Origin of the sequence: Microvirga massiliensis (genome assembly GCF_001006805.1) — a bacterium.
In the GTDB taxonomy this organism is placed as follows: Bacteria; Pseudomonadota; Alphaproteobacteria; order Rhizobiales; family Beijerinckiaceae; genus Microvirga; species Microvirga massiliensis.
In genome coordinates, this window is the sequence record NZ_LN811366.1 from 100,470 (window position 1) to 123,511 (window position 23,042).

General features: G+C 62.7%; 21 protein-coding genes and 2 pseudogenes. 8 read left to right on the forward strand and 15 right to left on the reverse strand.

Translation table 11 applies throughout. The features are described 5' to 3' along the window. Both nosZ and BN1233_RS36260 read right to left on the reverse strand, forming a co-directional pair. Positions 1–1,953: a TAT-dependent nitrous-oxide reductase gene (gene nosZ, locus BN1233_RS36255; RefSeq protein ID WP_046868522.1), complete on the reverse strand. Its 1,953-nt coding sequence runs from the start codon at positions 1,951–1,953 to the stop codon at positions 1–3. A 16-nt stretch (positions 1,954–1,969) separates the two neighbouring features. Beyond that, positions 1,970–4,285, reverse strand: a complete 2,316-nt coding sequence (locus tag BN1233_RS36260) for a 4Fe-4S binding protein (protein ID WP_046868610.1) — start codon at positions 4,283–4,285, stop codon at positions 1,970–1,972. Between the two features lie 317 nt (positions 4,286–4,602). Here BN1233_RS36260 and BN1233_RS36265 point away from each other — a divergent pair, with 317 nt between their 5' ends. Then, entirely contained in the window at positions 4,603–5,493 is an 891-nt protein-coding gene (locus BN1233_RS36265; RefSeq protein ID WP_046868523.1) for a ferritin-like domain-containing protein, read from the forward strand. A 56-nt stretch (positions 5,494–5,549) separates the two neighbouring features. Here the strand turns inward: BN1233_RS36265 and hemN are convergent, their stop codons facing one another. From hemN to BN1233_RS36295, 6 genes and pseudogenes are all read right to left on the reverse strand, one after another. Continuing rightward, positions 5,550–6,902 (reverse strand): oxygen-independent coproporphyrinogen III oxidase, encoded by a 1,353-nt coding sequence (hemN, locus tag BN1233_RS36270; protein ID WP_046868524.1) that lies wholly within the window; start codon positions 6,900–6,902, stop codon positions 5,550–5,552. A gap of 145 nt (positions 6,903–7,047) precedes the next feature. Then, a complete protein-coding gene (locus tag BN1233_RS36275; protein ID WP_046868525.1) occupies positions 7,048–7,668 on the reverse strand; it encodes a hypothetical protein in 621 nt (206 codons plus the stop codon). A gap of 15 nt (positions 7,669–7,683) precedes the next feature. Beyond that, on the reverse strand, positions 7,684–9,597 hold the full coding sequence (locus BN1233_RS36280; protein WP_046868526.1) for a nitric oxide reductase activation protein NorD: 1,914 nt from the start codon (positions 9,595–9,597) through the stop codon (positions 7,684–7,686). Between the two features lie 13 nt (positions 9,598–9,610). Beyond that, positions 9,611–10,426: a CbbQ/NirQ/NorQ/GpvN family protein gene (locus BN1233_RS36285; protein WP_046868527.1), complete on the reverse strand. Its 816-nt coding sequence runs from the start codon at positions 10,424–10,426 to the stop codon at positions 9,611–9,613. Positions 10,427–10,485: 59 nt separating this feature from the next. Then, positions 10,486–11,832 (reverse strand): annotated as a pseudogene (locus BN1233_RS36290) (cbb3-type cytochrome c oxidase subunit I). Positions 11,833–11,846: 14 nt separating this feature from the next. Continuing rightward, a complete protein-coding gene (locus tag BN1233_RS36295) occupies positions 11,847–12,299 on the reverse strand; it encodes a c-type cytochrome (RefSeq protein ID WP_046868528.1) in 453 nt (150 codons plus the stop codon). A gap of 253 nt (positions 12,300–12,552) precedes the next feature. Between BN1233_RS36295 and ccmE the strand changes: the two genes are divergently transcribed. Both ccmE and BN1233_RS48815 read left to right on the forward strand, forming a co-directional pair. Further along, on the forward strand, positions 12,553–13,008 hold the full coding sequence (ccmE, locus tag BN1233_RS36300; RefSeq protein WP_046868529.1) for a cytochrome c maturation protein CcmE: 456 nt from the start codon (positions 12,553–12,555) through the stop codon (positions 13,006–13,008). A 138-nt stretch (positions 13,009–13,146) separates the two neighbouring features. Continuing rightward, a complete protein-coding gene (locus tag BN1233_RS48815) occupies positions 13,147–13,302 on the forward strand; it encodes a hypothetical protein (protein WP_187144458.1) in 156 nt (51 codons plus the stop codon). Between the two features lie 149 nt (positions 13,303–13,451). On the opposite strand, the gene BN1233_RS36305 is transcribed toward BN1233_RS48815, so the two are convergent. Genes BN1233_RS36305 through BN1233_RS36320 form a run of 4 tightly spaced genes read right to left on the reverse strand, consistent with a single transcriptional unit; the run spans position 13,452 to position 15,850 of the window. After that, positions 13,452–14,144: an NnrU family protein gene (locus BN1233_RS36305; RefSeq protein ID WP_046868530.1), complete on the reverse strand. Its 693-nt coding sequence runs from the start codon at positions 14,142–14,144 to the stop codon at positions 13,452–13,454. Continuing rightward, positions 14,144–15,298 carry a hypothetical protein gene (locus BN1233_RS36310; protein WP_197094517.1) on the reverse strand — a complete coding sequence of 385 codons (1,155 nt, stop codon included), beginning with the start codon at positions 15,296–15,298 and terminating at the stop codon, positions 14,144–14,146. The genes BN1233_RS36305 and BN1233_RS36310 overlap by 1 nt, the downstream gene beginning before the upstream one ends. Continuing rightward, entirely contained in the window at positions 15,261–15,512 is a 252-nt protein-coding gene (locus tag BN1233_RS36315) for a DUF2249 domain-containing protein (protein ID WP_244470640.1), read from the reverse strand. The genes BN1233_RS36310 and BN1233_RS36315 overlap by 38 nt, the downstream gene beginning before the upstream one ends. Next, positions 15,509–15,850, reverse strand: coding sequence for a metal-sulfur cluster assembly factor (locus BN1233_RS36320; protein WP_046868532.1), 342 nt, complete (start codon positions 15,848–15,850; stop codon positions 15,509–15,511). The genes BN1233_RS36315 and BN1233_RS36320 overlap by 4 nt, the downstream gene beginning before the upstream one ends. Positions 15,851–16,022: 172 nt before the next feature. Between BN1233_RS36320 and BN1233_RS36325 the strand changes: the two genes are divergently transcribed. Beyond that, positions 16,023–16,244 carry a DUF1858 domain-containing protein gene (locus tag BN1233_RS36325; protein ID WP_046868533.1) on the forward strand — a complete coding sequence of 74 codons (222 nt, stop codon included), beginning with the start codon at positions 16,023–16,025 and terminating at the stop codon, positions 16,242–16,244. Positions 16,245–16,318: 74 nt separating this feature from the next. Here the strand turns inward: BN1233_RS36325 and BN1233_RS36330 are convergent, their stop codons facing one another. After that, a complete protein-coding gene (locus tag BN1233_RS36330) occupies positions 16,319–17,017 on the reverse strand; it encodes a Crp/Fnr family transcriptional regulator (protein ID WP_046868612.1) in 699 nt (232 codons plus the stop codon). 259 nt (positions 17,018–17,276) lie between these two features. Further along, on the reverse strand, positions 17,277–17,735 hold the full coding sequence (locus BN1233_RS36335) for a cupredoxin domain-containing protein (protein WP_244470641.1): 459 nt from the start codon (positions 17,733–17,735) through the stop codon (positions 17,277–17,279). A 220-nt stretch (positions 17,736–17,955) separates the two neighbouring features. Here BN1233_RS36335 and ccoG point away from each other — a divergent pair, with 220 nt between their 5' ends. Further along, positions 17,956–19,398, forward strand: coding sequence for a cytochrome c oxidase accessory protein CcoG (ccoG, locus tag BN1233_RS36340; RefSeq protein WP_074078446.1), 1,443 nt, complete (start codon positions 17,956–17,958; stop codon positions 19,396–19,398). Next, positions 19,398–20,576: an NnrS family protein gene (locus BN1233_RS36345; protein ID WP_046868534.1), complete on the forward strand. Its 1,179-nt coding sequence runs from the start codon at positions 19,398–19,400 to the stop codon at positions 20,574–20,576. Before ccoG ends, BN1233_RS36345 begins: the two co-directional genes overlap by 1 nt. Positions 20,577–20,614: 38 nt before the next feature. Here BN1233_RS36345 and BN1233_RS36350 read toward each other — a convergent pair whose 3' ends face one another. After that, the gene (locus BN1233_RS36350; protein ID WP_244470642.1) at positions 20,615–21,451 is read right to left on the reverse strand and encodes an IclR family transcriptional regulator; all 837 of its coding nucleotides are present in this window, start codon (positions 21,449–21,451) and stop codon (positions 20,615–20,617) included. A 206-nt stretch (positions 21,452–21,657) separates the two neighbouring features. Between BN1233_RS36350 and BN1233_RS36355 the strand changes: the two genes are divergently transcribed. Both BN1233_RS36355 and BN1233_RS36360 read left to right on the forward strand, forming a co-directional pair. Next, on the forward strand, positions 21,658–22,677 hold the full coding sequence (locus BN1233_RS36355; protein WP_046868535.1) for a TRAP transporter substrate-binding protein: 1,020 nt from the start codon (positions 21,658–21,660) through the stop codon (positions 22,675–22,677). A 130-nt stretch (positions 22,678–22,807) separates the two neighbouring features. Further along, positions 22,808–23,030 (forward strand): annotated as a pseudogene (locus tag BN1233_RS36360) (TRAP transporter large permease subunit); the annotation flags it as partial. Between the last annotated feature and the right edge of the window lie 12 nt (positions 23,031–23,042).

The following is a 23,042-nucleotide window of genomic DNA, read 5'->3' on the forward strand; positions in this document are numbered from 1 at the left end:
CTACACGGCCTGCGGCTCGACGAGCATGCGGCCCTTCATCTCCATGTGCATGGCGTGACAGAACCAGCTGCAATAGTACCAATACACGCCAGGCTTATCGGCCGTGAAAGTCACGGAGGCCGTCGCCTGCGGAGCGACCTCCATGTTGATGCCGTAGTTGACGATGCAGAAGCCGTGCGTGAGATCCTCAACCTCATCGATATTCGTGATGTAGACTGTGACCTCATCGCCCTGCTTGACCTGGAAGCTTTCGAGCCCAAAAGCTGGAGCCGTCGAGGTCATATAGACGCGGACCTTGTTGCCGTCTCGAATTACCTTCGAGTCAGCTTCAAGGGTGATGCCATCCGCCCGCGCCTGTTGCACGGCGTCCGCGAAGATTGGGTCATCGCGCTTCCAGACATGCACCGGGTTGATTTTAGATCGATGCACGAGAGTGGCATCATGTGGCTCAGCAAAGCTCGGGCCGTCATGGACCAGCACCATGCGATCGCCGGAGATGTCGATGAGTTGATCATTCTCGGGCTTCAACGGACCGACATTGAGATAGCGATCCTTCGAGAATTTGTTCAGTGAGATCAGCCACTTGCCGTCCGCCTCCTTGGTCTGGCCCATGGAGGTATGGTTATGACCCGGCTGGTAGTGGACATCCAGTTTCTGGATGATCGGGTTGACCTTCTCGCCCGTGAAGGCGCGCTTGGCCATCTCGATGTTCCACTTGCAAACTTGGCTGTCGATGAACAGTGTTGTATAGGCGTTTCCCTTGCCGTCGTACGCCGTATGAAGCGGTCCGAGACCCAGCTCGGGTTCTGCCACGACTGTGTCGCGCGGCTTGATCTTGTCATCGAACAGATCGTCGAACTTGCGCACGTCGAACACCGTGACGGTGGGAGACAGCTTGCCATTCGCGACGACGTGGATTCCGTCTGGAGCAGTGTTGATGCCATGCGGGCTGTTCGGAACCGGGACATAGCGCGTATACGGTGAGCCGGCACGACCGTCCAGGACCGGCACTCCGCCGATTGTCTTATAATCGCCCTTCTTCACGGCCTCCTCGATGCGCTTGAGATTGAAGATGACGATCCAGTCCTGCTCCTTCGCCATCATCTCGGCGAGCGTGACGCCGCCCTCCGAGTTATAGCAGGTCGAGAAGGCGTATTTTCCTTGGTAGTCAGCGTCGACGTTATCGAGGTTGCCGTCCACGATGACCTGCCAGGCGACTTTCATGGTCTCGCCATCGACAGCCGTGAAAATGGACCGGTATTGCTTGGGATCGTCCAGGATCTTGCCGTCGTTCGGGATCGGCACGCCGTCCTCACCATTGCAGAACACATAGCCCGTCTTCGGGTATTTCTGCACCCGCAGGCCGTGCACCGTGTGTTGATTGGGGAGCTGAATGATCTTGTCGCATTTCATCACGTCGAGACGGATGCGGCAGACGCGGGTATTCGCCTTGTCATTGGCGTAGAGATAGCGGCCATCGTAAGTTCCGTCCGTGAAAGACGGATGAGGATGATGCAGGTCGCCGTTGAGATAGATGCCACCCTTGTCCTTCAGGAACTCGCGCGCTTCAGGTGTCATTCCCTCTGTGAGAATCTTCAGACTCTCGTTGGTCTGGCCCCAGCCTGTGGCACTGTCGCGGTTGAAGACCGGAATGCGCATCAGTTCGCGCATCGAGGGGCAACCAACGATGCGGATCTCACCGGTCTGGCCGCTCGAGAAGAAGACGTAGTACTCGTCGAGCTCGCCTGGTTTGACCTCGTATTTATTGGTGGCTGCGGGTCTCGCCGGCGAAGCCGGCCTCGTCTGGGCTTCCGCCTCCGTGATGACACCCGTTCTCGTCAGGCTCGCACCGCCTGCAACGCCCGCCGCTCCGGCAGCAGCAACCGCTGCCGTCGTGCCGAGCATATCACGCCGGCTAAGACCGCTTTTCTTGCTCTCGCTCTCGTCTGCCATCGATGTCTCCTGTGGCTCACGAAGTGGTTGTGGGAACGCCCGCCGCCGTTGGCTCTCGTATCGGTTTTCCCATATGCGTGATGACCGGCTTAGCGGGTCCCCTGCCGCCTTCTTTGTCCCCGCGCATGGATGGGGACGAAAGTGCTTCGCGTTTCTCGCGCTTGAGCCGCACCTGGATCATGTGCGGGCAGCGATGATCGTCATGGTAAAGCTCTTGGCAGTGCATGCAGTAGATGCACTCATTGACGTTGATCTGCCCCTCAGGATGGATCGACTGCACAGGGCATTCCTTGGCGCAGCGCTGGCACGGTGATCCGCATTCGGGCCAGCGCTTCAGCCACTCGAACATGCGAATCCGCCCGGGGATCGCCAGCGCTGCGCCGAGTGGGCACAGGTAGCGGCAGAAGAAGCGCTCGATGAACAGACCTACCGCCAGCAGAGTGAGCGCATAGATCACGAAGGGCCAGTCCCGAACGAACTTCAGGATGATTGCCGTCTTGAACGGCTCCACCTCTGCGAGGATTTCCGCCAGCGCGACCGAGTAGAGCGAAAGCCCGAATAGTCCGAGGAAGATGATGTACTTGATAGGCCAGAGCCGCTCGTGAAGGCCCCAAGGGACAGTGATTTGCGGCACCTTGAGCCACTGGGCAATGTTGTTGGTCAGTTCCTGCAATGCCCCGAATGGGCAGAGCCATCCGCAGAAGGGTCCACGACCCCAGAACAACAGCCCGGCAGCGACGGCCGACCACAGGATGAAGACGAGCGGAGCAGCCAGGAAGAACTCCCAGCTGAAGCCGGTGACCAGGGAATTCATGAAGGTCAGGACGTTCACGACCGAAAGTTGCGCGCTCGCGAACCAGCCGAGCCACACGAGAGTGAAGGTCAGATAGGCCCTGCGCACCCAGACATAAATTCTGGGCCGCCTCACCAGTGCATCCTGGAAAAAGAAGATCGCGGTCAGAACGAGCAGCGCCACGCCAGTGATGGCGATAGGAAGCGTGTTCGTCTTCCAGATTCTCTGCCAGAGTGGCTCCTCGAGCGGCCCGGCCGCAAGCGCCTCGGACTTGTCCAGAGTGCCGGCCTCAGGTTGAGGTGCCGCCAGTCCTTGCCCCTGAGTGGCGGCTTGGGGCGCGGCCGCCGTACTCGGAGCCGGGGCAGCCGCGGGTGCGGGCGCGGCAGGCTGTTCGATTCGCAAATATTTCTCCGGCAGCGTATAGGCGAGATCGAATGTCAGGAACGCCTTGTCTCGCGCTCCGACGTTCCGCTGCACGAGCAGCTGCAATTGCCAGGGCTCGGCCAGATCGAGCTTGAATTCCTCCGGCATGACGAAGAGCGCGATCTCACGCAGATCCGGTGCCCCTTCGGCCGCGAGAGCGCCCAGACGTGTATGATTGCGGTCGCGAAAGCGGGTGCTTTGGCCGCTCTGGATGAGCTCGATGCGGTCGAAGATGCCGCCTCGCACATAGCCCGATCCCTTGAACGAGTAGGCGCCGTCACCAGCGACCACGATCGCCTCCTGACCGGGCTTGAGACGTCCCTTCAGGCGCTCGTAGCCCTCATCTCCAAGAAGGCTACGTCCAATGGTCGGAACGCTCACGGGCGCGACATACATATCGATGAAGGTATCGTTGGGATCGTTCGTCTCGGCGTTGTTGGCGGCTTCCTGGTTGCCTGCTTTCGCGAAAGCCTGGTTGACCTCGCCGACGGTGAGCGAGAGGCGGCGTACCGAGCCGTCTCCCACGAGAGACTCCCAATCTCGAATTTCGCTCTTCTCGCGATCGACGATTCGAACGGCACTAGGAGCCGCGGCAGCGGATGCCGCCGCACCACTCCCCCCAAGGCGACCGCTTCGAATGAGCCGCACTGCGGAGCGGACGACGCTATCGCCCATGACGAGCACCGTCACGGTGGCGCCGCTCACTATGTCGACCTGAGGAGGACGCTCCGCGCCGCTCGCCACCGCGCTCATGTCCTTTCCGATGAGAGAATTCATCGCGTCGATGACACGACGCTCGGGAATACCGATCAGGACAATCGGCTCCTTGTGGTCGACGAGCTTGATCCCCCGAACCGTGCCCTGAGGATCGATGCCGACGAGCATGTGGATAGGCTTGCCGGAATAGCCGACGGAGTTCGTAAAATCGGAATTCAGGTAGACATATCCACGCAGGGTATCGCCCTGATAGGCAGGAACGAGTGGCGGATCGCCTTGCGGAGGACCGAACCGATTCGCATCCGGCAGCAGTTCAGCCGGCTGAGCCTTCGAAAGAAACTCCTGCACTTGTCCTGCTGCCAAAACCGGCCCGCCTAGAATCAACAGCAAGGCGAAAATGGTGAGGAAACAAGCGGTCCTCAGAGTGCCGGCTGATACGAAATGACCTGCAAGAGATGGTTGCGTGCAAGACAATCAGGACCGTCCCGTTTAGAGCGAAAGTTCCTGAACAAAAGACCCCCAGCGCTGCCCGGCGAGGAACGTTCCATCCGCGCAGCGCGTGAACCGTACCGGGCTGTAACATAAACGTTCCAGCCGGATCTGCTGCCTTATGCGCCTCCGCTGACGGACATGCCTTGATCTGGCGCAAATTGAGAGCAGGATGTTTGCACTGTCAACCTTGGGCTGACGCAACCTCTGTCAAACGGAGACTTCCCATGCGGCTTCTCAAGGCCGAGCCACCCGCACCGGTAAAGTCGCTGGAAGAGCTCTTTGCGATTGCTCACGCCATGGAGGAGGAAGCGGCAGCGCGGTACGCCGAGATCGCGAGGCGGATGCGGCAGGAAGGAAATCCCTCGATCGCAGAGGTGTTCGAACGCTTGTCAGCCGACGAAAAAGGCCATTTGGATAGCGTCGTGTACTGGTCCGAGCGCGAGAAGGGAAAGGCCCCGGACCCGACACAGATTCGTTGGAAGATTCCCGAGACCTTCGATGATGAGGGAGCGGCGACGACGGATCCGCGCTTGCTGAGCGCCTATCGGACATTCTCCATGGCAGTGCGCAACGAGGAGCGCGCTTTTGCCTTCTGGGCCTATGTTTCGGCTCACGCGGAGAGCCAAGACGTAAGGCGTGCTGCGGAAACGATGGCTCACGAGGAACTCGGCCATGTGGCGACGCTTCGACGCGCCCGAAGAAAGGCTTTCCATTCCGAACGCTCGGGGGCCGCGGGCCAGCGCAGCCGCACAGAGGCCCAGGACACAGGGCATCTCGAGCGGAGGCTTGCCGAGTTGCTGGAGTCCCTCGCCGACACGGCGGCTCCTGGGGAGCAGGCCTGGCTCCGCGAACTCGCAGGGGAAGCGAGGGGCCATGCGGAAGAGCTTGCGGGTGCTCCCCTCGCGATTTCAGCCTCAGGCTCTCCGGCGTCGATCCCGGACGACCCGGTCGCACTCGCCGAGTTGCTGACCGAGCGCTATCTCGAAGCGGCCGACCATCTTCGGGACGAGGAGGCTGTGGCGCGGGCGCAGGCCTATGCCGCCCGTGCCATCAATCGCCTTGCTTGGTTGAGGGCCGATCTGCCGGAGATTTCGGCCCATCGAGGTCACGCGTAAGGCTAATCACTGCGCCGAGGATCGCACCGGGCCACCGCAGGCCCGGCGAGGGCTCTTCACACGGCCCGGCTGTGCGTGCGCCCCGAATTGCCGAGATAGGCGTCGAAAGCCGACGCGACGCTTCGCACGAGAAAACGCGCATCCTCCGCAATTGCCAGCACGGTCCCATCCAGCCGGATCACTCCATCTCCCTCCAAGACCCGGAGGCGCGGAATGGCTTGCAGGAGGTCTTCCGGCGAAGCGCCGTGGGCCCGGCAGACCTCTCCGACATCGACGGTGAAATCGCACATGATCCGTTCGATGAGGTCGGCGCGGAGACGATCGTCCGGCGTGAGGGCGTAGCCCTTCGCAGTGGCCAGCTCTCCGCGCGAGATGCGCTCGGCATAGCGCCCGAGCACGATCTCGTTCTGGGCATAGCCCTGCGAGAGGCGGCCAATTGCGGAGGCTCCGAAGCCGATCAGGACGTCGCTGGGATCCGTGGTGTAGCCCTGGAAGTTCCGGTGCAGCACCCCATCGACCTGAGCCCGGACCATCGCATCGTCGGGCAGTGCGAAATGATCGAGGCCGATCCGGCAATAGCCCGCCGCGACGAGCGTCTGGGCAATCGCTTCCGCCTGCGCGTGTCGGGCCGGTCCGTCGGGGAGTGCGGCTTCGTCGATCTTGCGCTGGTGCTTCTTAAACGAAGGCACATGCGCATAGCCGAAGACAGAAAAGCGCTCCGGCCGAAGTTCCAGGCACTGGCGGACGGTATCGATGCAGGACTCCACGGTCTGGTGAGGAAGTCCGTAGATCAGGTCGTAGTTCACACCCTGGACGCCGGCCGCGCGCAGCCCTTCGGTCGCCAGGGCCGTTTGTTCGACGCTCTGAATCCGGTTGATGGCCCGCTGCACGACAGGATCGAAGCTCTGGACACCGAGGCTCGCCCGCGTAACGCCGGCCTCGCCCAGGGCCGCCGTCATGGCCCTGGTCAGCGTACGAGGATCGATCTCCACCGCGATCTCAGCCCCGGGCGCAAGCGGGAAACGGTCCTTGAGGAGCCCGATCAGTTCCTGGAACTCGGCGGGCTCCATGATCGTCGGAGTCCCTCCGCCGAAGTGAATGTGACGCACCGGCAGCTCCTCGCGCAGCTTGCCGGTGACAAGATCGATCTCGCGTCTGAGGACCGCAAGGTAGTCGACGATCGGCGCGTCGCGCTGCGTGATCGTGGTGTGGCAGCCGCAATACCAGCACATCGAGCGGCAGAACGGGACATGCAGGTAGAGGGAGGCGCTAGAACCGACCGGCAGGGAAGAGAGCCAGCCCGCATAGGTCTCGTGCGCGATGGCGTCGGAAAATTGCGGAGCTGTCGGATAGCTCGTGTAGCGGGGAAGGCGCTCCTCGCCGTACTGCGCCCTCAAGTCATCTCTCATCGTCCCTTCTCCGGTGCAGGCCTGCGCCGTCCTGCTTACGGCGCGGCGGTTCTCCAAATGCTGGGGATCACTACACCCGGCCTTACCGGGCCTCTTTGATCTCCCGCAAAATCGGTAGAACAGACCGGATCGGTAGCTCGGGGCCTCAGGAGAGCGGGTGGACCGAGACGAGGGCCGGATCATCTGCGTGGTCGATGAGGATCCTTTTGACACGATCCTGCCAATGCCAGCGAAACAATGCTTCTTCCTCGGAAGAAGCCGCCCCACCGATAGCCTGCTGCATCAGGGCTCGTGCAGCCGGTGCGATCGGGATGGTGCCCGCATTGAAGGCGGCGCCAACGACCGTGCCCGTTCCGCGCCGCCTGAAAGCCATGGTGCAGGGGAGGTCGACCTCGAAGGAGAGGCCGTTTCGCCGGTCGAAGCGTCCGGCGATGCCCTTGAACCCGCCCGCGCCGGTGGCGCCGGTAAGGAGCGTCGCGACGCTGGCCAGGACACCGGTGACGCCCTCATCGACCGCCTCCGGCAGGAGCACATCGATCTCGCCGCGCACCGGCAACTCTTCCCCATAGAGATGGGCAAGAGCCTTGAGAGTCATGAGATAGGCACCGGCGACAGTCGGGCAGGAATGGCCCGCAACCTTGACGACGTCCAGATACTGGTACTCCAGGATGCCCCTTTCCGTCGCGCCGAGGAAATCGCTGAGCGGGTCATAGATCACAAGGCGAGGCGCGCTGTCGAAGAAGGCCGGATACTGCATCTGGGACATAGTGCATCCTCCGCTTCAACGGAGCAGGTGCCTGTAAATGGCGGGAAGGGCGGAGGGGAGCTTGGCGACTTGGCCCACGATGGCGTAGCCGCCGCGCCCGAACAGGGTCGGGAAGTAGGACTGCGCGTCGCGGTCCACCGTCACGCCGAACACGCAGACGCCCGCACGGCGCGCCTCCATGACGGCGCGGCGCGTATCCTCGATCCCGAAGCGGCCCTCATAATGGTCGATGTCGTTGGGCTTGCCGTCGGTCAGCACCAGGAGAAGCTTCTGGCGGTTCGGCCGCTCGGCGAGCCGCGCCGTCGCATGGCGCACGGCCGCCCCTATGCGCGTGTAGAATCCGGGTTTCAGCGCCGATATGCGGCGCAGGACGGCCTCGTTGAGCGGCTCGTCGAAGCCCTTGACGGTCTCGACACGAACCCATGAGCGCCGCCGCGATGTGAACGTCATGATCGCATGGCTGTCGCCGCAGGTGGCAAGCCCATGCGACAGCACCAGGAGAGCCTCCTTCTCGACGTCCAGGATCCGGCGGTTGTCGACCCAGGCATCGGTCGAGAGCGACACATCCACCAGAAGGCTGACCGCGAGATCGTGCGCCTGCCAACGGCTTGCGAGATGAATCCGGTCGGAGCCGATGCCTCCGGCGCGGAGATCGCTGCGGGCCCGGACGACGGCATCGATGTCGAGCTCTTCACCGTCGACCTGGGCGCGCAGGAGCTCGTGCTTCGGGCGGAGAGCCTCGAACTGCCGCCGCACGCGGCGGATCCGGCGTCGCGCATCCTCGTCCGGCGCCCAGGTCTCTCCCTGCTCGGAGGCCGGTGCGGCGAGCACCCGGCAATGATCGGCCAGATAGGTTCTCCGCGTGTAATCCCATTCGGGATAGGTCAGATCGGCCGTGAGACACGTGGTGTCGACGGCTTCCGGTGGCAAATCGAGATCGAATTTCAGTTTGGTTGCAGGCTTGCCGCGGTGCTTGGAGAGCGGCAGTTCCTCCATGTCGTCGGCCGCCTTCTCGGCATCCTCATCCTCGTCGTCGTTGGCGGGCCGGCTGACATTGACCATCTCAGCCATGGCGAGGATCTTCTCGAACCGGTTCAGCACGAAGGGATCGTTGCGCTGAGCCTGGTCCGAGTCGCGACGCACCGCGAACCGCTTGCGGGTATCCGCAGCAGCGAGCGTGCCCGGCCCGGCCGGCTCGTCCCGATCGCCGGAGGCTATTTCGGCAGCCCGGGTCCAGGCATCCGGCCACAAAGGCACGGGCAGGAGGGGCTGATAGCCGCTCGGTGCGTGGGCGGGGAGAGAGGCCTCGCTGATGAAGGCCTTCCAGGAATCCGCGTCGGCGGGAGCGGGATCTTGCAACATGGCGAGTACGATCCGCTCGACCTCGGCCTCTGCTCTCGGCAGCGATCGCTCGGGTCTCGCCTCGCGCATGGCACGACACAGCTCGGCATAGGGATCGGTCAGCCCGGGGCAGGCGGCGAGTACGGCTGCTACCGTATCGTGGGCCCGCTTCAATACGTGCAGATCGCGTCGCAGCGGATCAGGCTCGGTGATCGGTTCCAGTGGAACATAGGCAAAATAGGCGGCAAGCCACGAATAGAGCGTCTCGTTCAACTGGCGCGAGGGAAACAGCTCGATCCTCGGCGGCAGGAAGAGCGTCGCCGCGTCACGTCCAGGCTGCTCGAGACGCTCCTCCGCAATACCGATCCGCTGCCGGAGCGAAAGGCGATGCGAGGACGATCGCGCACTCGTGCCTGCAAGCTGCACGCCGAATTCGCCGCCGAGACCTCGAAAGAACACCGCAATCCGTGCTTTGACCTCATCAAGCGAGACGCGGTGCTCCGGGTAACGCGGGTAACTCACGGCGCTGCCGACGAGGCGGTGCCACGCGCGGCCAACGGTCTCCTCGAGTTCCAAAAAATCGAGCATTGGCCAGCTCCGCTCAGCCCAGTGTCGCGCGAGCGACTTCGATCAACGCCTTCTTGACGTCCGTATCGTCCGTCAGCGGTTCGATCATCGTGGCGTTCACGGCCTCCTCGGTCGGGACGCCGGCTGCGATCAGCGAGGCGCAATAGACGAGGAGGCGTGTCGACACTCCTTCCTCGAGATCCTGTCCCTTCAGCGAGCGCAGACGGCGCGCCAGCAGAAGCAACGGCCGTACCCGTTCGACCGACAGCCCGCTCTCGGACGCGACAACCGGCGCCTCGTGATCGATCGGCAGGAAATCGAACTCGATGGCAACGAAGCGCTGGCGGGTGGAGGGCTTCAACGACTTGAGGAGAGTCTGGTAGCCGGGATTGTACGACACCACGAGCATGAACGAGTCCGGCGCCTGGAGCTCTTCGCCGGTGCGGTCGAGGGGAAGAATCCGCCTGTCGTCGGTCAGCGGGTGGAGCACGACCGTCACGTCCTTCCGGGCCTCGACGACCTCGTCCAGGTAGCAGATGCCGCCTTCGCGCACGGCCCGGGTGAGGGGGCCGTCGGCCCACACCGTGTCGCCGCCTTTCAGGAGATAGCGGCCGGTCAGGTCGGCGGCCGTGAGATCGTCGTGGCAGGAAACCGTGTGCAGCGGAAGGCCGAGCCGCGCGGCCATGTGGGCCACGAAGCGCGTCTTGCCGCAGCCGGTCGGGCCTTTCAGAAGGAGAGGCAACCGCTTGCGCCAGGCGAGCTCGAACAGGGCGCATTCGTTGCCTGCGGGCACATAATAGGGGAGTTCGACGGTCGGGCTGGCCACCGCCTGGAGAACTGGCTTCGTCATGATGAGCCTCGGGAAAACCGGTTGAAAAGGGCGGGGCGGCGGTGGCCGCCCCACTGGGCTTATTCGGCGGGCTGCAGTGCACCGGCCAGCTGAGGCGTCCGCTCGCGGCCGGGGACCAGCACGGCCCAGATGAACATCAGCGCGGAGATGAGGACGAAGGCGCCGGAGCCGAGGCGGATCCAGTAGAACAGGGCGAGTTGGTCCTGCACCTCCATATACATCCCACCGTTTACGCGCTGCAGGTGAACCTGGAGCACGCCCGCAAAGGTCAGCGCAAAGGTCATCACCGACATCGCCGTGCACATGATCCAGAAGCTCGCGATGCTGAGCCACTGGTTATACGGTGCGCACCCGCGGATCTGCGGCATGGCATAAGCCATGACGGCAAGATTGAGCATCACATATGCGCCGAAGAAGGCGAGGTGGCCGTGCGCAGCCGTCACCTGCGTGCCGTGGGTGTAGTAGTTCACCGACGAGAGCGTGTGCAGGAAGCCCCAGACGCCCGCGCCGAAGAAAGCCATCACCGAGCAGCCGACCGACCACAGCAGCGCCGCACGGTTCGGGTGACGGCGACCCGCCTTCCAGGTCATGTTCACGGTGAACAGGATCATGGTGAAGAACGGTGCGACCTCGAGCGTCTAGAACAGCGAGCCGATCCACTGCCAGTATCCGGGAGCGCCGATCCAGTAGAAGTGGTGGCCCGTGCCGAGGATGCCCGAGAACAGCGCCATCCCGACGATCACGTAGAGCCACTTCTCCACGACCTCACGATCGACGCCGTTGAGCTTGATCATCAGGAAGGCCAGCACAGAGGCCATGATCAGCTCCCACACGCCCTCGACCCAGAGGTGGACGATGTACCACCAGTACAGCTTGTCCACCGCGAGGTTCGACGGGTTGTAGAACGAGAACAGGAAGAAGATCGCCACGCCCCAAAGCCCGAAGAGCAGGATGTTGATGACGGCGGTCTTCCGGCCCTTCAGGGCGGTCATCGTGATGTTGAAAAGGAACATCAGGCAGACAACGACAATGCCCACCTTGATCGAGAAGGGTTGCTCCAGGAACTCTCGGCCTTCATGAATCTCGAAGAGATAGCCGACCACGGCCAAGGCGGCTGCAACGAGAAAGAGCCAGAACTGCACTTTCGCGAGCATTGGACTGAAAAGTTCAGTCTCGGTCTCTTCAGGGATCAGGTAGTAGGTTGCGCCCATGAACCCCATCAGAAGCCACACGATCAGTGCGTTCGTGTGCACCATGCGGACGATGTTGAAGGGCAGGAGTTCGGACAGCGTGTTCGGCAGAACGTAGATCGTTCCCGCTAGAACCCCAAAGAGGACCTGCGCGAGGAACAGGCCGAGCGCCCCGTAGAAATAGAGCAGGGCGACCTTCTGAGTTTGATACTTCATGATCGTTCTCCAGCTCAGCCGGCCTTGTTCGGTGGCCAGTTCTGCGTCTTGATGCGTCCGGTCCATTCCAGGAAATCGGCGAGATCGTTCAGTTCCTGGTCAGTCAGGTTGAACTGCGGCATCTGACGGCGACCCTCGACGCCCGAGGGTTGGGCGGCCATCCAGGCCTTGAGGGTCTCGCGCGCTGCCGCGGAATCCTCGTAACCACCCCAGCGGTCCCACACGTTTCCGAGCTCTGGCGCAAAGTAGGCGCCTTCACCCAGAATCGAGCGACAGTTGATGCATGAGTTCTTTTCCCAGACGTGCTTGCCGCGGGCGACGGAGTCCGTCAGCGTCGTTTTATCTGTTGATGTGTTGACCATGTAATAGTGACTGTGGGCGGTCAGACCCACGAAAATGGCGAAGAAGAAAAACGAGCCCCCGTAGAACACGTTTCTCACCGCCGATTTTGTGAGGGCTTCAGCCATCACGCGATCCTTTCTGAGCTGGCGTGCCGCCTGGGCGGCAGTGGCGGCAACCTAGACAAGCTCCGCAATGGCTCTTTGTGCTGGCACAAGCTTCGAACAAAGACCCTGGAATGATGCGTAGCGCCCACGCCGCTTCGAGCTGCCATTCTTTGACATGGCTCAAGAATCGGTCTGCGGATTTCGGGCATAGAACGACCGATTTCGGACCTGCCGCCTGTCGCTCGGGCGGATCACTGACTACGGCTGCTACATCATGAATCGGAAGAAGAGACGCCTGATGATCATCGGATCATCCCTCGCCGTCCTCGGACTTGCTCTCGGTCTCGTTCTCTACGCGCTGAACGACTCCGTCGTATTCTTTCACGCGCCGTCGGACATCGAAGCGAAGGCCATCAAGCCAGGAACGCGCTTCCGCCTGGGCGGGCTCGTGCAGGAAGGCTCGCTGCAAAAGAGCTCAAACCAGATCATCTCGTTCGCTGTGGAGGATACTGGCGCATCGGTCCGGGTCCAGTATGCGGGAATTCTCCCTGACCTCTTCAGGGAAGGGCAGGGCGTTGTCGCCGATGGTGTTCTCGAGACATCGGGTCTGTTCCGGGCAGACAGCGTATTGGCACGCCACGACGAGAACTACATGCCGCGCGAAGTTGCAGATGCGCTCCGCGAGCAGGGGCACTGGCAAGGCGAAACTGGTTCAGCCGGCACGAAATAGATCCTCGCCTCGAGGGTTGGAATTCTGCGGCTGTTCCGGGCGGCACTTGCCCCCGATCCGAAGCTTGCGCTGGCACAAACACGGTGCGCCCGGCAACGGGCAGAGCAGCTCATCGACCAAGAGAGGACAAACGATATCATGAGCGATGCACAGGTAGGGCTCCTTGTCGCCACTCCCATCATCGTCATCTTTGCGCTGGCGCTCTACCGCATGGGAGTATTGCGCTTGAGTGGCACGATCACAGCCGTCGCGATGTCAGTTGCGATCGGCATAGCCCTCTTCTTCACGCAGTAAGCCTCGGTCCTGCCGGCCGGGTCTGCATACGATCCTATTGAAGAATGCGCCGGAGTGCTCGGCTCCGGCGCAATTTTCTATGACATCATGAGGAGCGCTCGCTCCGATCGAGTGCAGGTCCGGTCATGCGGTATTCCAGGCTCTCGAACTCAACCGAAGTACCGGAGAGTGCTCAAGGGGGCGAGGCCGATCAGAAGCTGGTGACCCTGAAGTATGAACCACAGGTAGAGGGCGGCCGCGATCCCTCCTGCGAGGATCAGCGAACGAGCATTCATCAGGCGGGTACGTCCCGTCAGCAGAGCAGCGAACGGGATAATGGAGGTGCGTTTCGCCAGTATCCGCCAGCGGTCCGGACCGAGCCGTCGGCGTGCCTTGGCGTCGAGCAGGGCGAAACCCAACAGGGAGAACATCGCCATCCCGCCGAACAGGATGACCGACACGAGATCTCCGTTCGGAGGAATATGCGCGACGGACCAGATCAGAAAAGCCCAGACGATCGGGTGCCTCGTGACGCTAGCGATGGCGCCCGCTTCCGAACCAGTCCGGAAGCTGATCGATAGCGGGTTCGGAGCAAGGAGGCCGACAACAAGGAAGAATGTGGCGACCGGCATCAGGAGGAAGGCGAACTGCCACTGCCACCGCGCCGCATCCCAGAGCACGACCGACTCTGCCCGTTGCGCGGCGACGATCAGCCATCCGAGCAGCGCCACGGACAGGATCGAATACGCCACCAGATAGGGCGTCCGCCCCATCAGGTCGATGAGGCGCGCGCGAATGCGCGGGCTTGCCGGAATCAGATGGGCGCTCAGAAAGGCGCCCAATGCGACGAGAAACTCGGCCATCAGCGATGGATAGCACGTGCCGGTGCAGTGTTGCGCCGCGCGTGTCCGGTCGACGTCGCGACGAGCAGGGCGAACCCCACGAGGGCGAGAATGGTCGCAATTCCACTCCACTGGCGCGCCGTCTCCCATTCCAACAGATCTCCGCAGGTGCGGAGGACCAGCGACGCGTGGAGCACTGCGAGAGGAGCATACATGAGCGGCCGGTAGGCGACACGAAGACGAGTGACGGCCGGCAGGATGATGAGCGCGTGCCCGAATACCATTGAGAGGACAAACCCGATCACGATGGCATGGAGCACCAGATCGTAGCCGAAGGGAGCCTCCCCCGGACGAAAGACGAGCAGCATGCCGCCGGCCAGACCTAGCCAGAGATAACCCAGGAGCATGCAGGCCGCAAAAAACCTCGTCTGGCCGCTCTGCCGGACGCTCCGCCGCGAGATATCGTGCCGGAGTAGCCAAGTGGTCATCGAGAGCAGTCCAAGACCATAGAGGATCGCGCCGTTCTCGTTCAGGATGCCGTTCTGCGCGCCGACCAGGAGAAGGCCGACAGCGAACAGGAAGACGACCTCGCTGCCACGCCGCGGCGCCAGGAGTCGGCTCAGCTCCAGACGTTCCCCTGAAATCGTCAGGATCAGGAAAGCCAGCCACCATCCGGCCAGTTCCGGCACGGGTTGTCCGAGAAGCCAGAGCACGTTGCCGGCAAGCCAGGTGAGGGAACCAAGCAGGATCGCGCCGGTGAAGAGCGCCGGCTCCTTGACGGAGATCGTGAACGACGCGGCGACGAGGCCGGCGGAGGCGAGCACGTAGAGCCCCGCTGCGACGGTGACCGGCGCACCGGCAAGCAGAGCCAGCGTGCCAAGGCCGGCGAGTGCAGGAGCCGCATAGGCCCAGCTACGCCCGAGCGCGACCGCCCGTTCGAGGCTGATCACGGTGCCAAAGAAGCCCGAGATAAGGAGAGGACCATGGATCGCCCCAAGGGATGACCCATGCGGTATCGCCCAACCGAGCCGCCAGAGGCCTGCGCACAAGCCGGCCAGCAGCGCGAGGGCGCCCAGGGCGAGCAGAGGAATGCGGATTCCCAAGAGGCTTCCCAATCGGGATGCGAGCGGAGCCGTTTCAGGCAGCCGCGCGGCTGATGCGGACACGCCAGACATCTGGACCTTGCTCCTGATAATCCCACCCGAACTCGCCCGGGTGCTTGACGCTGAACTGGTAGAAGAGAGGCCTCGGGTCGTGGTCGTTCACGAGCAGGAAGCCTTGGCTTGGCTCAAGCCGATCGAAGGTCTCGAAAATCAGTGCGTGCCGCATGTGGGGCATGATCTGCCTGGCGTCGATGATCGACTCGGTAGCGCCGTAACCGCACATCATTTCGTCTCCCTCGGAGGGCGGCCGAGCAGTTCGCGGCCGCGATCGGTGACCCGATCCGGGTGCCATGGCGGATCCCAGACCAGGCTGACATCGACCCGAGGGCAGTCTTGAAACCGGCGATAGAGGCGCTCCCTGGCATCCTCCGTGATCATCTCTCCCAGGGGGCAGGATCGCGTCGTCAACGTCATCGCGACGTCGATCCCGTTTGCCGTCCGCTCGGCGCGATAGACCAGGCCGAGATCGACGATGCTGAGGCCGATCTCCGGATCCAGGACGTCCGAAAGACAATCGAGGACGTCCGGATCAAGGCTCGACCGCGTAGCTGGCGTTCGGTTCATGATGTCCCTCGTTCGACGCCGAACATCTGGACCATGCTGCAGGGCCGCTCTTTGCCCCGGCTCAAACAAATCACCAGGAAGGGATGCCGATAACCGTTTCTTGTCCCGGCGCAAAGAACGACATTGGCCAGAGGTCTATTGGACGGACAATTCAAAACGCCCGGAGGCCTACATGTCGATCGAAACCACTGATCTCGTCGACGACATCATGCGACGATGGCCGGCGACCATCCGCGTTTTTCTCGATCACAAGATGCGCTGCGTCGGTTGTCCGATCGCGTGCTTCCACACTGTCGACGACGCGTGCGGAGAGCATCAGGTCGATCGTGCAAAGTTCCTGGCCGATCTGGAGGCCATGGTCAGGCACGATTTCGCCGCCGAGCCGGTCGGCTGAACGTAGTCGAGACGGCTCGGGGAAGGTTCGGGCCATGGTCCCGCTCCAGGCGCGCCGCGGCCCCTCGTTAACTCCTAACTCCGGGAGCCCTCAGCCAGAAGGAAGAGCTTATGGGGCTCCCGGATCATGATCCGTTGCCGCCCACCTTCTACGAGGCCTTGCTCTTCCCAGGCGCTGAGGATCCGGCTGACCGTGTGAAGTGTTGTGCCCGTCATTTCGGCGACATCCTGGCGCGAGATCGGAAAGTCGATCTGAACCCCGGATTCCACCTTCCGGCCTGCCTGCCCAGCCAGGCGAAGCAGCGCATGAGCGACCCGTTGCTCGACCTGTTCGGTCGACATCTCGACGACGCGCGTATGCGCGTCCTGGAGCCTGCTACCGACTGTCAGGAGCGTATTGATGGCAAGCGACGGGTGCCGCTCGATCAAGCGCGGCCAAGCCGCTGAAGGCCAGACGAGCGCAATGCTGTCCACCACCGCTGTTGCCGTAGCAGGGTAGGCTGTACGCCCGATCGCCATTGCGACCCCGAAGACCTCACCCGGCGCTACGAAGCGGACGACCACCTGTTGGCCGTCTGGCGTCAGCTTGAAGACCCGCAGATGCCCATGCAGCAGGACGAAGAAGGAATGGGCATCCTCGTCTTGCTGGAAAACGTTCGTCCCCTTGGGATAACGAACCGACTGAGCCTCACGCAGGAGTTCATCCAACTGCTCCGGCGCGAGGCCGGCGAAAATGGAAAGATGGGCAACGAGGGACCGGTCGACGCTGGCCATCAGATGCACTCCAGAGCGGAACAGGGTGAGGGCATGCGTGCTCTTCACCCGCTTCACCACGGGGGTCAAGGTCCCGAAGGTCTTGGATCTGATCGGAGCGATCCGGCGTAAAACCTGCCTACGGCTTAAAGGGCGGCGGCCCTCCGGAGCGGGACGGGTCTTCGCTCGCAAGCCAGTCGAGACCAGGCGGTTTGCCGGATTTCGGGCCTACTATGGAAAAAGCCCGGGCGTAGGCCCGGGCCTTGGCGGCTGGGGGCGGTCAGTGGCCGCCGGCAGCTTGCGCGGCGCGCTGCGGGGTGGGGTCCTGGAACACGCTCGGGGTGTCGGGTCCCTCGACTTCGAGGATCCCGGCCAGACCGCGCTCGACCCGGCTCAGGGCATGGTCGACGAGCACATACCGGCCCGGCACCTCGAGCTTGAAATCCACCACCGCGGCCCCGCCCGGCGGCGTCGTGATCGTCTGGACGTCGCTCAGCGGCGCGGCCGTGAGCGAGCCCATGCTGTAGACCCGATCGAAGATCTCGCCGATGACGTGGAACGACGCGGTGTAGTTCGGGCCCCCCACTCCAAAGTAGACCCGCACCACAGACCACTCGCGGCCACCAGCAGATAAGGAGTCATTAGTTTTGCTGCGCTGCGCCGTATTTGCTGAAACGCAAATAAGAAGGATCAGACCGAGCGAAACGCTGAGTGTTTGAGATAGATCAATCTGTTCCATCGCATCCGAACCTAATCACCTGTCGAGAGCTCTTCGCCGGGCTCGCGGATTTTCGATCCAACAGGAGAATTCACATGCGGACGCTCATCGTGTTCGGCGCCCTGGTTGCAACTCCATTCGACAAGCTCGCAGCTACGAAGAATGCTGCGAAGTAAGAGCCGACGTTCCAGCACGAGCGCCGCGACTCCCATCGCAGCGGCATTTGCACTCCGGTATTCGAATGGCGACCCTCGATATCAGCTTCAAGCCCGAGAGAGCTCACCTGCGCAAGCCGAAGGCGGGTGCATTCACCGGGCGGATCGTGCCGCAATCGGTATCGGGGCGTTATCGCCGGCTGAAATGGACCGCCGTGATCGTCTGTCTGGCGGTCTATTACATTCTGCCGTTCATCCGGTGGTCCCGTGGCCCGGGCCAGCCGGATCAGGCAGTGCTCGTCGATTTCGAACGCGGACGTCTCTACTTCTTCTTCGTCGAGATCTGGCCGCAGGAGGTCTATTATCTTACCGGCGTCCTGGTCCTTGCGACACTCGTCCTGGTGCTCGTCAATTCGCTCGCGGGACGAGTCTGGTGCGGGTATTTCTGCCCGCAGACCGTATGGACCGATCTCTTTCTCCTCGTGGAACGACTCGTCGAGGGTGACCGCCGGGCGCGTCTCAAAAAGCATGGTGCTCCCATCACGCCACAGCGCGTTCTCGAAATTGGCACCAAGCACGGCCTCTGGATCCTGATCGCGATGGGAACGGGCGGAGCCTTCGTCCTGTACTTCGCGGATGCTCCGAGCCTGATCCGCGATTTTGTGACCGGGCAGGCATCCGCCATCGCTTATGCGTGGGTCGGAATCCTGACCGCATCGACCTACACGCTCGCAGGATTCGCACGTGAGCAGGTCTGCACATGGATGTGCCCGTGGCCGCGCCTGCAAGGTGCGATCTGGGATCCGGAGGCGTTGATCGTCAACTATCGCGACTATCGCGGCGAGCCGCGCGCCTCCGCCAAGAAGGCCGCCGAGTTGAAAGCCAGAAACAAACCGGCGGGCGATTGCGTCGATTGTCTGCAGTGCGTCACGGTCTGCCCCATCGGCATCGATATCCGGGAGGGACCGAACTTCGCCTGCATCAATTGCGGTCTGTGCGTGGACGCGTGCGACACCACCATGGGCAAGCTCGGACGTCCGCGCGGACTGATCGATTACGAGGCCTGGTCCAACATCGAGCGGGGGTGGCGCGGTGAGCCGCCGCAACCTCGGATGATCCGGCCGAAGACTATTGCTCTCGCGTTGTCCATCGTCGCGTTGCTGGCCTTGATGTCCGTCAGCCTCGGCATGCGGGGAGACGCGAAGATCGTCGTCATCCATGACCGGAATCCGATTGCAGTGACGCTGTCCGATGGACGCACGCGGAACGGCTACGCTGTGCGCCTCTACAACAAGACGGGCCTTGAGCGTTCGTTTGCGCTCGCGGTTTCAGGCCTCGAAAATGCCGAGGTGGAGGTTGTAGGGAGCGATGCACGCGTCACCGTCGCTCCGGATGCCACCTACGAACTACGCATGCTCGTCAAGGCATCGACCGAAGATCGCCTTCCGCTGCAGTTCACCGCGACGGACGTGGCATCCGGGCGTTCCGTAACCGCACAGGACGTTTTCGTTCCAGCTGGAGGTCAGTAATGGCACCGATTCCCCGTCTGCGGGACTATACCGGACCCGCACTCCTTTCTTACGGGTTCCGCCCGTTCTTCCTGTTCGGATCGCTCTACGCTGGGCTTGCGATCCTGGCGTGGTTGCCGATGTTCTACAGCCACTTGGAGGTCTCGACTCTCCTCGCGCCCCGCGACTGGCACGTCCATGAGATGCTCTATGGCTTTCTCCCGGCGGTGATCACGGGTTTCCTTCTGACCGCGATCCCGAACTGGACGGGGAGGATGCCTCTCCAGGGCAGGCCACTCCTGGTACTGGTCATTGCCTGGGTCCTGGGGCGTGTCGCAGTGACGACGTCCGCCTGGATCGGCTGGCTTCCCGCCGCCCTGATCGACCTGTCGATTCTCCTCCTTGTCGCCGCAGCGGCCGGGCGCGAGATCGTCTCGGGACGGAATTGGCGTAACCTGAAAGTCCTGATCGTTCTCGGGTTGCTGCTCGTCGGCAATGCGATCTTCCACCTCGAGGCGCATCTCTCCGGAGTTGCGGATTACGGGATCCGGCTCGGCATTGGGGCAACCATCCTGCTCGTGATGCTGATCGGGGGCCGTATCGTGCCGAGTTTCACTCGCAATTGGCTCGCGCGGGAGAACCCCGGTCGCCTGCCGGCCTCGTTCGGGCGCTACGATATGGTCTCAATGGCCTGCGCCGGAGCGGCCGTCATCGCCTGGATCGCGGTTCCGGACCATTCCACTACGGGCGCCGCCCTGATTGTCTCGGGTATCCTCCAGGCCGTGCGGCTCGCGCGCTGGGCCGGCGACCGTACGTGGCGCGATAGGCTCGTTCTCATCCTCCATGTCGCGTATGCCTTCGTGCCCATCGGCTTCGTGCTCATAGGCCTGTCATCGCTTGGGCTCTTGCCCACCGCCGCTGGCATCCACGCCTGGACGGGTGGCGCCGTCGGCACGATGACGCTCGCTGTCATGTCCCGGGCGAGTCTCGGGCATACCGGGCGTCCTCTGGCGGCGACGGTGGTGGTTCAGGCCGTCTATGCCCTCGTCGTTCTGTCAGCGCTGACGCGCATCTGCGCTTCAATTCATCCGGAGTGGAGCGTCCTCCTTGATATCTCCGGTCTTGCCTGGGCTGCGGCTTTCCTGGGCTTCGCACTCGCCTACTGGAACGTGTTCACCCGGCCCAGGATCGGGCGCTAGAGCGTCGTCCAGGAGCGGCGCCAATCCGTCCAACATGGTCAAGCGCTAACCCGTCCGTTCCTGGTCCTCGGCTGCCTTTCGTCACCAACGGCGGCGTCCCGCAACCGCGCCTCCACCCAGCTGGCCTCCTTTGCAAGGCGCGGAGCCAACTCGCGTTGGCGCTCTTCGCTTAACCGACTCTCGATCGCTGCGATGGAGAGGGCACCGACGGGCCGGCCGTCCAGCCCGCGGATAGGAACGCCGATGGCCCACGAGCCGGGGAGCATCATGCCTGGATTGAGCGCGTAACCCCTCACTCGAGTCTCTTTGACCAGCGCGCGAAGCACCGGTGGTGAATACTGCGAGTACTTGTCAGCCAGGATACCCGCGTTCGCGGCCAGGACTTGCTCTACCTCGTCGTCCGGCAAAGCAGACAGCATGGCAAGGCTCCCGGCCCCGATACCCAGAGGGTGACGGTCCCCGGCGTGAAGTGCGTGGACTCGGATCGGGTACGACCCTTCCTCACGATGAACGCAAATCGAGTAGGTGCCCCGTGGAACCGAAAGGAATGTCGTGTCGCCGGTCTCCTGGCTCAGCTGTGCGAGCGGGCGTAGCGATATTGGATGGATGCCGAAGCGAGCGCTTGCAAGTGTGCCAAGAACGTAAATTTCCGGGCCAAGATGATAGCGCCGCGTGTCAGGATCCTGATCGAGAAGGCCCGCTCGCACGAGTGCAAGGAGCATCCGCCGGACAGTAGGCTTGGTGAGGTCGCACTGCTCGACAAGTTCGGAGAGCCGGGCGCCCGACGGACCTGCCCGCCCGACGAGGAGCAGCAGGGTCGCGGCGCGATCGATGCTCTGAGCTCCGCCGGCAGCGGCCTCTCCGATCACCTGCACAGCTTTCCTCGCCGACGCGCTCTTGGGGTGTTCCAACATATGGACCTAATTCAGCTTAACCAAAGCGCCGCTCCAGCGGAAAAATAAGAGGTTGACAGCGACCCGCAAGTGCGGTCCTAGCTGCCATCAACAAGAAACGGTCCACTTAATGGACCCCGTGGGCTGAGGAAACGTAGGATCCGCTGGGATCCGATCAGGAGGGTTACATGATCCTGTCTCGCCGTCGCCTGCTTGCCGTTGGTTCAAGCGCTGTCGTGGGTGGAGTTCTCGGAGCTCCGTTCGTTGCACGCGCGCAATCAGCCGAGTTCACTTACAAATACGCCAACAATCTTCCCGTCACGCATCCGATGAACATGCGGGCGCGCGAGATGGCAGACGCGATCAAGGCTGAGACAAACGGTCGGGTCGAGATCAACATCTTTCCGTCGAGCCAGCTCGGATCAGATACCGATACGCTCAGCCAAGTGCGCTCGGGCGCGGTCGAGTTCTTCACGCTGTCCGGCCTGATCCTGTCCACGCTCGTGCCGGCCGCCTCCATCAACGGGCTCGGCTATGCTTTCCCGGACTACGACACCGTCTGGAAAGCCATGGATGGAGAACTCGGCGCCTATGTTCGCGCTCAGATCACGAAGGCCAATCTCGTGGCCATGGACAAGATCTGGGACAACGGCTTCCGTCAGACCACATCGTCGACGAAGCCGATCAACACGCCCGACGACCTGAAAGGCTTCAAGATCCGGGTGCCGGTCTCGCCCCTCTGGACCTCGATGTACAAGGCCTTCGGGGCGGCTCCGACCTCCATCAATTTCAACGAGGTCTACTCGTCACTCCAGACCAAGGTTGTCGACGGGCAGGAGAACCCGCTGGCAATCGTCTCGACCGCGAAGCTCTACGAGGTGCAGACGTACTGTTCGCTCACCAACCACATGTGGGACGGGTTCTGGTTTCTGGCAAACCGCCGTGCTTGGGAACGACTGCCCCAGGACCTGCGCACTATCGTTGCCAAGCACATCAATGCCGCGGCGGAGAAGGAGCGCGAGGACGTCGCCAAGCTCAACGCCAATCTTCAGCAGGAACTCGCCGGGAAAGGCCTGGTCTTCAACCAGCCCGACCCTGCGCCGTTCCGGGACAAGCTGCGCCAGGCCGGCTTCTACGCCGAGTGGAAGGGCAAATACGGCAACGAAGCCTGGGCGATTCTCGAGAAGTCCGTAGGAACACTGGCATGACGGCTATGGCACAGATCCAGACGCATCCCGCCGGAGTCAGCCTGTCGGCAAACCGCCCCGCCTTCGCTACCGGGCACCCCTGGACTTCTTCGCTCAAGGCTATTCTCGGTGCCCTCGTCGAAATTCCGGTGCAGTCGGCGTCCATGCGGTGCACTACACGATGGTGGTCATCCTCGCGATGGGCATCGGCCTGTTCGCCCCGCCGTTCGGGGTCGGCTACAACGCGGCCTGTGCGATTGGCCGGGTCGAGCCAGCGGAGGGCATGAAGCCGATCCCGCCATACATGCTCGCGCTCCTCGTCGGGCACCGTCATCGTTGCGGCCGTGCCGTGGATATCGATCGGCTTTCTCTGATGACAATCGGCC

Bases quoted from the DNA above. Each gene is read 5' to 3' on its own strand.
- nosZ (WP_046868522.1), bottom strand. From the start codon at position 1,953: ATGGCAGACGAGAGCGAGAGCAAGAAAAGCGGTCTTAGCCGGCGTGAT.
- BN1233_RS36265 (WP_046868523.1), top strand. From the start codon at position 4,603: ATGCGGCTTCTCAAGGCCGAGCCACCCGCACCGGTAAAGTCGCTGGAA.
- hemN (WP_046868524.1), bottom strand. From the start codon at position 6,902: ATGAGAGATGACTTGAGGGCGCAGTACGGCGAGGAGCGCCTTCCCCGC.
- BN1233_RS36275 (WP_046868525.1), bottom strand. From the start codon at position 7,668: ATGTCCCAGATGCAGTATCCGGCCTTCTTCGACAGCGCGCCTCGCCTT.
- BN1233_RS36280 (WP_046868526.1), bottom strand. From the start codon at position 9,597: ATGCTCGATTTTTTGGAACTCGAGGAGACCGTTGGCCGCGCGTGGCAC.
- BN1233_RS36285 (WP_046868527.1), bottom strand. From the start codon at position 10,426: ATGACGAAGCCAGTTCTCCAGGCGGTGGCCAGCCCGACCGTCGAACTC.
- BN1233_RS36295 (WP_046868528.1), bottom strand. From the start codon at position 12,299: ATGGCTGAAGCCCTCACAAAATCGGCGGTGAGAAACGTGTTCTACGGG.
- ccmE (WP_046868529.1), top strand. From the start codon at position 12,553: ATGAATCGGAAGAAGAGACGCCTGATGATCATCGGATCATCCCTCGCC.
- BN1233_RS48815 (WP_187144458.1), top strand. From the start codon at position 13,147: ATGAGCGATGCACAGGTAGGGCTCCTTGTCGCCACTCCCATCATCGTC.
- BN1233_RS36305 (WP_046868530.1), bottom strand. From the start codon at position 14,144: ATGGCCGAGTTTCTCGTCGCATTGGGCGCCTTTCTGAGCGCCCATCTG.
- BN1233_RS36310 (WP_197094517.1), bottom strand. From the start codon at position 15,298: ATGTCTGGCGTGTCCGCATCAGCCGCGCGGCTGCCTGAAACGGCTCCG.
- BN1233_RS36315 (WP_244470640.1), bottom strand. From the start codon at position 15,512: ATGATGTGCGGTTACGGCGCTACCGAGTCGATCATCGACGCCAGGCAG.
- BN1233_RS36320 (WP_046868532.1), bottom strand. From the start codon at position 15,850: ATGAACCGAACGCCAGCTACGCGGTCGAGCCTTGATCCGGACGTCCTC.
- BN1233_RS36325 (WP_046868533.1), top strand. From the start codon at position 16,023: ATGTCGATCGAAACCACTGATCTCGTCGACGACATCATGCGACGATGG.
- BN1233_RS36330 (WP_046868612.1), bottom strand. From the start codon at position 17,017: ATGGCCAGCGTCGACCGGTCCCTCGTTGCCCATCTTTCCATTTTCGCC.
- BN1233_RS36335 (WP_244470641.1), bottom strand. From the start codon at position 17,735: ATGGAACAGATTGATCTATCTCAAACACTCAGCGTTTCGCTCGGTCTG.
- ccoG (WP_074078446.1), top strand. From the start codon at position 17,956: ATGGCGACCCTCGATATCAGCTTCAAGCCCGAGAGAGCTCACCTGCGC.
- BN1233_RS36345 (WP_046868534.1), top strand. From the start codon at position 19,398: ATGGCACCGATTCCCCGTCTGCGGGACTATACCGGACCCGCACTCCTT.
- BN1233_RS36355 (WP_046868535.1), top strand. From the start codon at position 21,658: ATGATCCTGTCTCGCCGTCGCCTGCTTGCCGTTGGTTCAAGCGCTGTC.